At 58.3% G+C, this 12552-nt stretch carries 11 protein-coding genes; all 11 read right to left on the bottom strand.

Features of this window, described 5'->3' with window-relative positions; all coding sequences use genetic code 11:
• Positions 1-12: 12 nt before the first annotated feature.
• The 11 genes from MWR57_RS00895 to MWR57_RS00845 all read right to left on the bottom strand — a co-directional run bounded on the left by MWR57_RS00895 (position 13) and on the right by MWR57_RS00845 (position 12446).
• Complete coding sequence (locus tag MWR57_RS00895) at positions 13-1356, bottom strand: FliI/YscN family ATPase (RefSeq protein WP_423122895.1); 1344 nt, start codon at positions 1354-1356, stop codon at positions 13-15.
• A gap of 70 nt (positions 1357-1426) precedes the next feature.
• On the bottom strand, positions 1427-2173 hold the full coding sequence (locus MWR57_RS00890) for a FliH/SctL family protein (RefSeq protein WP_423122894.1): 747 nt from the start codon (positions 2171-2173) through the stop codon (positions 1427-1429).
• On the bottom strand, positions 2166-3191 hold the full coding sequence (gene fliG, locus MWR57_RS00885; RefSeq protein ID WP_423122893.1) for a flagellar motor switch protein FliG: 1026 nt from the start codon (positions 3189-3191) through the stop codon (positions 2166-2168). The genes MWR57_RS00890 and fliG overlap by 8 nt, the downstream gene beginning before the upstream one ends.
• 3 nt (positions 3192-3194) lie before the next feature.
• The gene (fliF, locus tag MWR57_RS00880) at positions 3195-4811 is read right to left on the bottom strand and encodes a flagellar basal-body MS-ring/collar protein FliF (protein WP_423122892.1); all 1617 of its coding nucleotides are present in this window, start codon (positions 4809-4811) and stop codon (positions 3195-3197) included.
• A gap of 33 nt (positions 4812-4844) precedes the next feature.
• Positions 4845-5144 (bottom strand): flagellar hook-basal body complex protein FliE, encoded by a 300-nt coding sequence (gene fliE / locus MWR57_RS00875; protein WP_423122891.1) that lies wholly within the window; start codon positions 5142-5144, stop codon positions 4845-4847.
• A 63-nt stretch (positions 5145-5207) separates the two neighbouring features.
• Positions 5208-5645, bottom strand: a complete 438-nt coding sequence (gene flgC, locus MWR57_RS00870; protein WP_423122890.1) for a flagellar basal body rod protein FlgC — start codon at positions 5643-5645, stop codon at positions 5208-5210.
• A gap of 3 nt (positions 5646-5648) precedes the next feature.
• Entirely contained in the window at positions 5649-6035 is a 387-nt protein-coding gene (flgB, locus tag MWR57_RS00865) for a flagellar basal body rod protein FlgB (protein WP_423122889.1), read from the bottom strand.
• 251 nt (positions 6036-6286) lie between these two features.
• The gene (locus tag MWR57_RS00860) at positions 6287-7726 is read right to left on the bottom strand and encodes a sigma-54-dependent transcriptional regulator (RefSeq protein ID WP_423122888.1); all 1440 of its coding nucleotides are present in this window, start codon (positions 7724-7726) and stop codon (positions 6287-6289) included.
• A gap of 14 nt (positions 7727-7740) precedes the next feature.
• Positions 7741-8856, bottom strand: coding sequence for a two-component system sensor histidine kinase NtrB (locus tag MWR57_RS00855; protein ID WP_423122887.1), 1116 nt, complete (start codon positions 8854-8856; stop codon positions 7741-7743).
• A 37-nt stretch (positions 8857-8893) separates the two neighbouring features.
• A complete protein-coding gene (locus MWR57_RS00850) occupies positions 8894-10981 on the bottom strand; it encodes a tetratricopeptide repeat protein (protein WP_423122886.1) in 2088 nt (695 codons plus the stop codon).
• An 82-nt stretch (positions 10982-11063) separates the two neighbouring features.
• The gene (locus MWR57_RS00845) at positions 11064-12446 is read right to left on the bottom strand and encodes a sigma-54-dependent transcriptional regulator (protein WP_423122885.1); all 1383 of its coding nucleotides are present in this window, start codon (positions 12444-12446) and stop codon (positions 11064-11066) included.
• Positions 12447-12552: the final 106 nt, after the last annotated feature.

The raw sequence follows: 12552 nt of genomic DNA, 5'->3' as shown, positions 1-12552 counted from the left end.
TTCGCCCTCTCATTATTTTATCGCGCCCGGAAGAACGCTCTGGCCGTCGCCGGCAAAAATCTCCGCCAACTGACGGCCGCTTTCAGCAAAGGAAACCTTTTCTTCCACTTGCTGCTTGAGATAGCCGTTCAACCGGTCGATCATGGCAATGGCGTTGTCGATTTTCGGATTGCTGCCCTTGGCATAGGCGCCGATATTGATCAGATCCTCCGAGCGGCGATAGGTGGCCATGACCTCCAAAAATCTGCGGGCGACGAGCACCTGATCCCTGGATACCACATCGGTCATGCACCGGCTGACGCTGTTCATGACCTCGATGGACGGGTAATGCCCCTGGCTCGCCAGATCGCGGCTCAGGACAATATGGCCGTCCACAATGGAGCGCACTGCGTCGGCGATGGGCTCGTTCATGTCGTCGCCCTCCACCAGCACCGTGTAGATGCCGGTGATGCTCCCCTTGCCCATGCAGGTTCCGGCCCGCTCCAGCAGCTTGGGAAGCTGTCCGAACACCGAAGGGGTATAGCCGCGGGAGGTGGGCGGCTCGCCGATGGCCAGGCCGACCTCCCGGCTGGACATGGCAAAACGGGTGATGGAATCCATCATCAGGATCACATCGCGGCCTTTGTCCCGGAAAAACTCGGAAATGGCCGTGGCCAGATAGGCTCCGCGCATCCGCACCAGGGGCGGCTGATCGGAAGTGGCCACCACGACCACGGAACGGGCCAGCCCCTCGGGGCCGAGATCCCGCTCGATAAAGTCCTTCAACTCGCGGCCGCGCTCGCCGATCAAGGCGATGACGCTGATGTCGGCTGCGGTATGCCGGGCGATCATGCCGAGCAGAGTGGACTTCCCCACCCCGGACCCGGCGAGAATCCCGATGCGCTGGCCCTTGCCCAGGGTCAGCAACCCGTTGATCGCCCGAACCCCCACATCCACCGGCTCGAAAATACGCTCCCGCTCCATGGGATTAAGGGGCTCGGCGTAGAGGGGATACTGGGTCTCCGGCTGCAGGGGTCCCTTGCCGTCCATGGGATTGCCCAGACCATCGATAACCCGGCCCAGCAGGGATTCGGCCACCGGCACCCCGGCCTGCCCGCCCACCAGCCGGATAGCGCTGCCCGGCTCAACCCCGCGCATCTCGCCCAGGGGCATGAGCAGCACCCGGCCTTCGCGAAAGCCAACAACCTCGGCCAGCACCGTGCTCGCGCCCTTGAAAACCGAAACCTCGCAGATGCTGCCCACCGGAATTCCGGGCCCCAGGCTCTCCAGAACCATGCCGATGACCTGATTCACCCGGCCGCCCACGCTCACGAGCGAGGTATCTTGGGCAACCTGGAGGCAATGGGAAAGGTTCATGGGATTATTACCATTTGTAGTTGTTCAGGCTGAAGACTAAAGTTTTTTTTAGTCTTTATGCCTTCAGCCTTCAGCCTTCTTGACTCACCGTATTATCCGCAGCCATGGCCGCGATAAAGGCTTGCTCAACCGCGGCATACAACCGTGTCTTGCTGTTTTCCAGGGTGGCGTCGATCTCGCCGAAATCCGTTTTCAAAAAACACCCCCCCACCGCAATGTTGGGATCCTCGACAAGCTGGATCCGGTTCTTGCCTTCGATCAGCCGGGAATCCTCCAGACTCGCCTTTTTCAGCCGGGAGAAATCATCACCATGGAGATGGATCTGCACCGTGGAGTTTTCCACCACAAACTCCATGGCCTTTTTCAAACAGGCCTGGATAACCAGGGGATTCACCGATATCTCGTGGTAAACCAGCCGATCCACCATGGCGGTGATCAGGGCGAGCATGCTTTCCTCATGCTGCCTCAGAACAGCCTCCCGTTCTCCTTCCAGGGCGCGCAACAGCGCGGCCAGTTCTTCCCGCTGCTGCTCATACTGAGCCAACCCGGCCGCCTTGCCTTCGGCTTCTCCCTTGGCAAACCCTTCGGCGTAGGCTTCCTGCCTGAGGGTTTCCGCCTGATCCCCGGCCTGGCGAAGAATCTCCGCTGCTTCCTCCATGGCGATTTCCCGCGGCGACTTGTGCTTTTCAAGCCTCTTGGCTTCAGCGCTGCCGGGCTTGACCTGCCAGAAGTCCTCAAAGGAGAGGAACTCCTCCGTATCCATGCTTGGCGCGGACTGCACCTCACGATTCTGCTGTAGTTTAAGTACCTTAGACAAATTCGTCCTCGCCGCCGCCGCCGCTCATGAGCTGGATCTTGCCTTCCTGCTCCAAACGCTTGGCGATCTTGATTATTGCCTGCTGGGCGCCCTCTACATCCTTTACCCGGGTCGGCCCCATGATCTCCATGTCTTCCTTGAGCATTTCCACGGCCCGGGAAGACATGCAGCCAAAGATCTTGGCCTTGAGGTCGTCGGAAGCAAGCTTGAGCGCCAGCTTCAAGTCGTCGGTGCTGACCTCCTTGAGAATAGCCTGGATACCCCGGTCATCGACGCTGAGGAGATCTTCAAAGACGAACATGAGCCGACGGATTTCATCGGCCAGATTTTCGCGCTGCTCTTCAATACCTTCAAGGATAGAGGCCTCCAGGCCGCGATCGGCATTGTTCAGGATTTCGGCCACGGCCTCCACTCCGCCGAGACGCTGGCCCTCCATGCCTTCAACGGAGAGCAATTCTTCCTGCAGTACCCGGTCCACATCCACGAGAATCTCAGGGCTTACCTTATCGAGTTCCGCCATGCGCATCATGACTTCCACCTGAATATCCTCGTTGAACTCCATGAGGATCTGGGCAGCCTGGGTCGGCTCCAGCACGGAGAGGACCAGGGCCACGGTCTGGGGATGTTCGTTGCGCAGGAAGTTGACCAGCACCTTGGGTTCGAGCTTGCGCGCCTTCTGAAAAAGAGTGAGCTTCCAATCCGAACGGATCTCCTCAAGGATCTCGCTGGCCTTGTCGCTGGAGAGCGCCCGTTTCAGAGCGCTTTCCAGCATCTCGTTGCCGGAAAGGAAGATGTCGGTGTCGCCGGTGTCGGCCTTGAATTCATTGACCAGGGCGGTCAGGTCTTCCTTGTCGACCTTGTCGATCCTGGCCATCTGCCGGCCGACATGCTTGATATCCTCGGGATCGAGCCGCTGGAAGACCTGGGCGGCAAAATCCTCGCCCACGGTGAGCAGAAAGACCGCCGCTTTCTCCGGGCCGGTGAGGGATTCACCGCTCTTTTTATCAGGCTTGCTCATGGACTAGGCCTCTTCACGCAGCCAACGGCGTACCAGATCCGCGGCCCGGTCAGGGTCGCTTTGGGCCAGGCGATAGATCCGCTCCTGGTCGGTGAGCCCCCGTGGGGCAAGGGAAAGATCCTCTTCTTCCTCGGCGGCAATTCCACCGATGGCAGGACCATGCCCGCCGGCCCGGGGAGCGATGCCGCCGGCGCGGCTCTCCAACTGCTTGGAGGCGAGAAGCTTCAGGAACGGCTTGACAACAAAGAGGATCACCAGAACCGCGACCAGCAGATAGACCAGCGGCATGGCCAGCCATTCCGTCATTGCCCGCCATTTTTCCATGGGATCCGGCTCCGGCTCGGGAACAGAGGAGAGGGCAAAGGGCAGACTCGCCACTTCCACCTGGTCGCCCCGCTCTTCGTTATAGCCAATGGCATTTTTAACCAACTTGTCCAAATTCTGCATTTCTTCAGGGCTGCGAGGCTGGTATTTTAGACTTGTCTTCCCATCCTTGTCAACGCTCTTTTCGTAGGAACCATCGACCATTACGGCAATGGACAATCTTTTGACAGCCCCGCCCTTATCCTGGGTGTGCTTGGTCTGCTTGCTGATTTCGTAATTGCGGGTAACATTGTTGCGATTGTACCCAGCCCCGCTTCCCGCGCCGGCCTCCCCCTCCTCGGCAAAGGTGGCAAGCTCGCCCTTGACCCCCGGGATTCCTTCGGGATTGGCGCCGCCGCGCTGATCGTTTTCCGTGAGCATCTGCTCGCTGCGCACCACCTGCGCCTCGGGATCAAAGATTTCCTCGGTCCGTTCAACCTTGTTGAAATCTATTTCCGCGGTAACCCGGGCCCTGGCCCGATTGACGCCAACCACCTCCTCGAGCATGGTTTCCACCTTCTGCCGCATGGTGTCTTCAATCTTTATCTGGTACTCCAACTGATTCCCGGTAAGAATCCCCTCGCCCTCGGCCTGTTTCCGGTAGAGTAGACGGCCGGCGGTATCCACCAGGGTAATATTTTCCGTGGTAAGCCCCGGAACCGCGCTGGCCACCAGGTTGACAATGCTCTGGATCTCATGCTGGTTGAGTTTTTCCCGTCCGCGCAGCTTGACGCTGACCGAGGCGGTGGGAGGCTTTTCGTCCTCGATGAACACCGACTCCTTGGGGGTGGCGATATGAACCCTGGCCTCGGTGACCTGCTGGAAATTCCGGATGGTTCTCGCCAGTTCTCCCTGCAAGGCTCGCTGGTAATTGAGCCGCTGCACAAAATCGGTTTGCCCGAAGCTCGTCTCGTTGAAGATCTCAAAACCGACACCGCCGCCCCGGGGCAATCCCTCGCCGGCCAGGCTCAACCTGACCTCGTACACCTGCGTGGCCGGAACCAGGATGGCCGCGCCATCCTCGGACAATTTGTACGGGATGCGCTGCTCCTTGAGTTTCGCCACCACCTCGCCGGCATCCTCCTGATTCATCCCGGAGAAGAGAACCTTGTAGGAGGTTTCCTTGCCTGTGGTGGTCAGGGTCAACAACCCGCCAACCACCACGGCAATCACCACGAGGCCGAGGATTTTCTGGGTCATGCTCAGGCCCTTGGCAATGGAAGCAATCTGCTCAAGAATTTCTTTTGGGGTAGCCATGTTCTGTTCCTTTCCCTAAGAGTTTCGCTGGTACTAAATCTGCATCCTCATGATCTCACGGTACGCATCGATGACCTTCTGCTGCACCTTGGTCATCATCCGGAAGGAAATGCCCGATTTCTCCATGGCGATCATGGTTTCATGGATATTGGCGTGCTCGCCTGCGGCAAGCCCTTTCACCAGCAGGTCGGATTCCTGGCTCTGGCCGTTCACCTCGGCGATGGACCGGCTGAGGATTTCGGAAAAACCCGTATCCGCAGCCCCGGCAACTCCCGGGGCTTTCATCTGTGATGCTCCGGGCAGGGCGACCGGTTGCATGGCTATCGTATTCATCTATAATACCTCCAATTACTCATGGTTTACCCGAGAAAAACCACCCCCCTGGCGAGCCGGCGACTACCTGCCGATTTCCAGGGCCTTGAGCGCCATACTTTTGACAGCATCCAGAGCCGTCACGTTGGCCTCATAGGCCCGCTTGGCGCTCATCATGTCCACCATCTGCTCCGCCACGTTGACGTTGGGGAAGCGAACCACCCCGTTGGCGTCGGCGTCCGGATGGGTTGGGTCATACACCTCCTTGAACGGCGCCTTGTCCTCCGAGATCTGCACCACCTCAACCTTGCGGAGACGCTCGGTGGTTGAATTGAGCGCATCCTGAAAACTGACGCCCTCCACGGGCGTGGCCGCGAAAACCACGGATTTCGCCTTGTACGGACCGCCTTCCATGGTCCGGGTGGTGTTGGCATTGGCCAGATTCATGGCCGCGATGTTGAGCCGGGTTCTCTCCGCCTTGAGGGCGGAGCCACTGATCTGCATGGCGGTTAAGGTATCCATCTATTATTTCCCTCCCTCGTCAATGGCATAGCGCAAGCCATCGAATTTTTTGCCGATGATTTTGGCGATCGCCTGATACATCAACTGGTTTTCAGCCATCCTCACCATCTCCTGATCCAGGTCCACCGGCCTTTTCTCGCTGGCGAACTCCCTGGTTTTGCTGGCTTCCATGGCGTCAAGCTGCAGGTGTCCCTTATTGGTGCGCGCCAATTCCCCCTGGCCGCTCATCACGCTCTGCATGACCTTGGCAAAATTAAAATCCTGCCCCATATACCCCGGGGTTTCATAGTTTGCGACATTGGACTGGATAAGCCCTTGCCGCTCCTGGCGCAAGCTGAGCGCCTGCCGCATGGTTTCAATATTGCCGTCGAACAATGTATTTATGGGCATGGCTTCCTCCTTTTCTGGGCCAATCAACCTGCCATATTTCTTTGCAAAAACAATGCCAGCCTCAAGCGTTTGACCTCCGCAAGAGCAAAACATTGCCAAAAATAACCATTTTTACAAAAAGGAAGGAGGGGTCCGGCGGAAGGGCAAAAATCTGGGAAGCGCACAAATAAATTTGCAACATACTGAAATGAAAGGACAAAAAAGCGGATCCCCGTCAACAATGCTGGCCCTGCAGATCAACAGCAAGGGGGTTAATCGATTATGCCCTGGGAACGGTACTCATGCAATTTATTGCGCAGGGTGCGGACACTGATCCCGAGAATCTCGGCCGCATGTGTCCGATTATTGTCGTTTGCCTGCAAAGCCTGCAGGATCATTTGACGCTCTACCTCGCGCAAGGTCTGCGTTCCGATTTCCATGGCCGCGGAGGTATTGGCCAACGCCACCGCGAAATGGCCGGAAGGCGGGGAAGCTTCAACCGCCGGGGCATCGATTCGGGTGGGCGGCTCGACATCATCCCAGAAATCCCACAGCTCCAACTCAGAACCCTGGGAAAGAAGCATGGCCCGCTCGATCAGGTTCTCCATCTCCCGCACGTTTCCCGGCCAGTCATAGTCGGCGAGCCTGGCCCACACCGCGGCGGAAGGCTTCTTCTCCGGCTTGCCGTATTGCACCGCATATTTCCGGATGAAAAAATCGACCAGCAAACCGACATCCTCCCTCCGCTCGCGCAGGGGAGGCAGTTTGAGAGGGATCACGTTCAGGCGGTAGTAGAGATCCTGCCGGAAGGAGCCTTCCTTGACCGCCTGCTCCAGGTCTCGATTGGTGGTGGCCAGCACATGCACATCAATCTTGCAGGGAGCCCTGCCCCCCAGCCGGTCCACCTCTTCCTCCTGGAGAACCCGCAGGAGTTTGGCCTGGAGGTGCAAGGGGATCTCGCCGATCTCGTCCAGCAGCAAGGTGCCTGTGTCGGCCAGCTCGAATTTGCCTTTTTTGGTAACGATGGCCCCGGTGAAGGCCCCTTTCTCATGGCCGAACAGCTCGCTCTCCAAGAGTCCTTCCGGCAGGGCGGCACAGTTCAAGGCCACGAACGGCCCGTTTCGCCGGTCGCTTTCATTATGGATAAACCGGGCGAAGACCTCCTTGCCCGTGCCGGATTCACCGAGGATGAGCACGGTGGCCTTGCTGGAGGCCACGCTTTTAGCCCGGGCCATGAGCTGCAACAGCTTTGGGCTTTTCCCGATAATAGGTTTTTCAAGGGACGCCACCTCCCCTGTCTTGTGCCCCACCGGCTTGGCGCTTGGTTGCGGCAACTTGCTCCCAAGGGCGAAGACCCTGGCCACCGTCTCCTCGATGACCTCCACGGGAAAGGGCTTGAGCAGATAATCGAATGCCCCCTGCTTCATGGCCTCCACCGCCGTATCCACCGTGGCGAAACCCGTCATGATCACCACCGGCAGTTCGGGACGCAGCGCCTTTACCTGCCGCAAGAGCTCAAGCCCGTCCATGCCCGGCATCTTTATATCCGTAACCACCAAATCCGGCGGATGCTTGGCGATCATCTCCAGGGCCATCTGGCCATTTTCCGCGACCGCGACATCGTGCCCATTACGGCTCAGCGCCTCAAAAAGGGCAACCCGCATGTTCTGCTCATCATCCACAATCAGTATGGTATGCGTCTGTTCAGACATCGGCTCTGGTATCTTTATTTACGGCTGATTTCTTGTACCGTCCCGGGTTCCGCCGGCAACAGCACCCTGAAGGTTGCCCCCCGCCCCGGTTCGCTTTCCACCTCGATCAAGCCGTGATGCGCCTCGGCAATGGCATGGCTGATGGCCAGCCCCAAGCCGCGATTCCTGCCCTTGGTCGAGAAAAACGGATCAAAAATTTTCCGCAGGTTTTCCGGGGCAATCCCCTCCCCGCTATCCTGCACCCGGATCTCCACCAGACCGCCGTGCTCGCTGTCCGGCGGCAGCGTCCGCAGATTCAAGGAGATTGTCCCGCCCACCGGCATGCTCTCAATGGCATTCAGGCCGAGATTGAGCAGAAGCTGCGCCAGCAGGGCTTGATCCCCAAGGAGAAAGGCCTGTTTCGCCTCAATCCGGGCCTCCATGAGTATACCATGCTCTCCGGCCATTTCACGGAGAGTTTCCATGCTTTTTCCGAGCACCGCAACCATATCCAGCTCGGTCATCCGCGGGAGCGGAAATCTGGAGAAGGTCATGAAATTATCCAGCAGATGATGCATGGTTCGCACCGCCCCAAGCATCCTGCCGGCAACCCTTTCGTTGTCGGGGTCTCCGGCCAGCTCCCGCTTGAGAATCGAGGCATACAGCTCAAGGCTGCCCAAGGGGTTCTTCAATTCCTGCCCCATGGCTTCGGCCATCTCCTGCATGGCGGCAAACCGTTTGCTCCGGTCGTGATGCACCTCTATCAGCGCCGGAAAGGTCACATCCTCCAGGGAAAGAAAGAATCCGGCCACATGCAGAAACGGGCTTTGCAAATCGTTGCGACTGATGAGAAGGCAGCGCTTTTCCTCCCCGCCTGGAGAAGCCGACACCTCGCAGAGCAGCCGCCCCCCGGACAGAGTTAACGCCGCAAGCTCATGGGTCAGGCCGAATCTTTGGGCAAGGAGTCCCCAGCAGGTTCTGTTCTGGAGGGAGGCCCCGGCAAGGCCGAGAAGCTGGGACCCCTTCCGGTTTACCGCCAGCAGATTTCCCTGCCGGTCAGCAAGCAAAATCCCGCCCGGCAGGCTTTCGATCATGGCAAAAAAGAATTCCCGCAAATGCTCCGGGGTGTCAAAGGTCGCCTGCGCCATCATGTGCTCCGGCCTAAACGGTATCGCACCGTCTTCGCGTTCACCGGGCAACCCTTCTCGGTTTTTTCCCCAGATCGATTTCGATCTGGTTCAGGGTACTTTTCGCCTTTTTTCTCAGCAGCTCGTCCGGACCGGCCTGCGCCTTCTGGAGATGCCCACGCCCCTTTTCCATTTCCCTGGCCTTGCGAAACAGATCCCCCAGTTGCAGATGAATCTGCTGGGCCGCCTTGGTTTCCTTGGGCATGTCTCCGTTAACGCCGGAGAGGTAGGCGGCAATGGCTGCCTTGACCTTTTCTTGCCCGAGCAACCCGTCGCCGAACTCCCTGTACCAGCCTTGCAGAGACTCCGCCCCCAGCCATTGCCTCTTCCGGGCGCGCGCAAGAAAATCAATCCCCTCGGCATACTGGCCGAGGCTGGCCAGCATCCGCAGACGCGCCTCCGCATACACCTTTATTTTTGCCGGAACAGGCGCAGCCTCGGTTGCCTTGGTATAGTGCGCAAGGGCCTCCTTTTTCTTCCCCTGGAGCTCACTGAGCTTGCCGGCCAGGTAATCGAACTCCCCGAGATATTCCGTATCCTTATAGATGTTCTGCACATAGCAGAGCACCCTGTTGGCGGCGGCCAGGTTCTTCTGGAGAAGATAGACCTCGGTTCTGCGGCTATAGAGATCGGCCTTGTCCTCGTCGGACAGGGCCAAACCCTGGGCCCGGAAATAGACCACGGAGGCCTGATCAAGCAGGGACAACGACTCAAGGGCCTGCCCGACCAGATAGAGAAAGCGCCCGTTGTCCAAGGCGCGGACATGATGGTGTTCGGCAAGATACAACTGATAAAGCTTGTCGTATTCCTTCCGCGCCAGATACCCCTCCCCCAGATAGAGCAAAATTTTGCCGGAAAAATTTTCCTTTTTCCCGGCAGCTTGCCCCGGCTTGTCATGGTGCAGATAGCTTCGGCCGAGATCCGCCGCCGATCCCGTGTCTTCACGGGCCTGATAGCGGAGAAACAGGGCGCGGCGGGCATCCTGGGTAATGGGCTCGTCCGGATACGCCTTGATCACGGCCAGAAACGGCTTGTCCCCCTCGGGGTCCTTGAGGTCGGAGGCCTGTTGCCCCTTGATCGTTCTCCGCTCGGGGCTGTCCATATATTCAGCCCGCCTAAATCGTGCCAGCACGGCGATTCGATCTTCCCGGGTTTCATCGTCGAGAATACGCTCATAGAGTTTCAGGGCTGTAAGCCCATCCCCTCCCCGCAGATAACTCTCGCCCAACTCGAAAAAAATCTCCCCGCGGTCGGCAGGATTCTCGGCCAGATTCAGATAATGGAACAGCGATTTCCGGGCGTCCTCCTCATTGCCCACCCGCAGATAGACAAAACCAAGCTTGCGCAACAGTTCCGGATTCCGGTGATGATAGTCTGGATATTTTTCAAAAAGCGTGGCAAAGGTCTGCAAGGCCCCGACAGGATCCTTGTTGGCGGACATGAGCTCCCCCAACCCCATCAGGGCTTTGGCCTTGATCTCCTCCTGCCCGGATTCGGCGACCTGTTTATAGATATCCAAGGCTTCGGCCGCCCTGCCCACGGCAAAAAGGGTATCCGCCTGCGCCAAACGCACCTGGTCCAGCAGGGGAGATTCTGGATAACGCTTGAGGAAGAGCTTGAAGTAGATGAGCGCCTCGCGGTAAAACCGCATGCGGTAATGGGCGTAGCCGACCTCGAAATACGCTTCGGCCGCTCGTGCGGACTTTGGAAAATCGGCGCCGTACCTCCGGAAAACATCACGAACCCTGCTCCACTGGGGGGTGGCGCTTTTTTCCGTCATCTGTTTGAGGTTTTGCGCCGCCAGCCAGAGCGCCTCCTCGGCCCGCTCCGCTTCACGGAATTTTTCATAGTACCGCAGATACGCCGAAGCCGCCTTTTCCTGATCCCCACCCTTTACCGCATCCTCAGCCTCCTGCCAGACCTGAGCCGGAGTCTCGACGGGCACTGCCTGCGCTGGCGGCGCCGGAGGCGGGGCAACCTCCTTGGCCCACGCCTGTTGAGGCTGAATTCCGCCGCAGACAAGGGTGGCGCAAAAAAGCATGGAGAGCGGCAGGACATGAAGAGCATGGGAGAACTGGATGTTTTTCATGATTTCTTTCACGGGAGTCGAGGGCAAGCGCTGTTGTCGCTCACCAGTCCAGGCGCCGGACAAAAAGGGACGCACCCTTTTCCTACGCCTCGGCAGAAGAGGAAACCAACTTGAATCGTTTCATCTTCTCAATAAGGGTAGTCCGGTTCACATTCAACAGCTTGGCGGCCCTGTTCTTGACCCAGTCGGTCTGCTCAAGGGCTTGCAGGATCAAGCGTTTCTCAAAATCAGACAACACCTCATTTAAGAAAAAGCCCTGCTCGGGAAGCGCTTCGAGCCGCTCAACCGGAGCGGCCCCGGCCTCAAGCAACCGTTCCGGCAGATCAGCCACGGAAAGCACATCACCGCCGGCGAGGATCACCATGCGCTCCAGCATGTTTTCAAGCTCCCGGACATTGCCCGGCCATGCGTAGCGCGCAAGCCTGGCCATGACCTCGTCGGACACCCCTTTGATTTTTTTCTTCCGAAGCCGGTTGAACCTGGCCACGAAATGTTCGACCAGCAGGGGAATATCCTGGCGCCGCTCCCGCAGGGGGGGCGCTTCGATGGGAATTACATTGAGGCGGTAATAGAGATCTTCCCGGAAACGTCCGGCCTCGACCTCCTGCTCAAGATCCCTGTTGGTCGCGGCAACCACCCGGAAATCCGAGCTGATGGTCTTGGTGCCGCCGATCCGCTCAAATTCTTTTTCCTGGAGAACACGCAGCAGTTTCACCTGGAGCATGGGACTCATCTCCGAGATCTCATCGAGAAAAACCGTGCCCCCGTTGGCCAGTTCAAAGCGCCCAAGCCGGGTCCGGATCGCGTGGGTAAACGCCCCTTTTTCATGGCCGAACAACTCGCTTTCCAGCAACTCTCCAGGGATGGCCCCGCAATTTACCGGGACAAAAGGACCGGTGCCGCGCACCCCCTCATAATGGAGGGCCTGGGCGATGAGTTCTTTGCCGGTGCCGGATTCGCCCCGCACCAAAACGGTGGTTTCCGCATCGCAGACTTTATTGATCAGGGAAAAGACATGCCGCATGGCGCTGCTGGTACCGATAATGGCGGCGCAGCCTTTCTGGATTTTTGCCTGGGACTGAGCGGCCGGAGGAAGCAGGCGGCTTACCCCGGCCTTATCAAGGGCTTCGTCAAGGCGACTTTCGCTCACCGGCGCTTCAAGATAATCGACAGCTCCTGCCTGCAAGGCGGCAACCGCGTCATTGACCGACGGCGTGCTTGCCGCCACGAGAATCGCCGCCTGGGAGGCCAGCTCCTGGAGTTCGGCAAGGAAAACACCATGGGGCTGAAGCGAAGAGACCGCCAAAAGAATCGCCTGGCACTGATTTGCCTCAAGCCAGCGCCGGGCTTCCGCCTCGGAGCGGAGAATGATCAGGGGCAGCGCTTTTCCCTGAAGAGCCTTGGCCAGCTCGGAAGAACGGCCGGAAGAGTCAAGAAGCAGGAGGAGCAGGGGATTGTGCGTCATACCACCTTCATGAATTTATCGTTTTCTTTTAATAAATTTCAGAGCTTATGTTCTTTTGTATACATTATTCAGAAAAAAAGTGTCAATTTTTTTTCACATGCTATAT

Source organism: Hydrosulfovibrio ferrireducens (genome assembly GCF_046883345.1).
Classification (GTDB): Bacteria; Desulfobacterota; Desulfobulbia; order Desulfobulbales; family Desulfurivibrionaceae; genus Thiovibrio; species Thiovibrio ferrireducens.
Note: the sequence above shows the minus strand (reverse complement) of the source record. Positions and strands in the feature narration are given on the sequence as shown.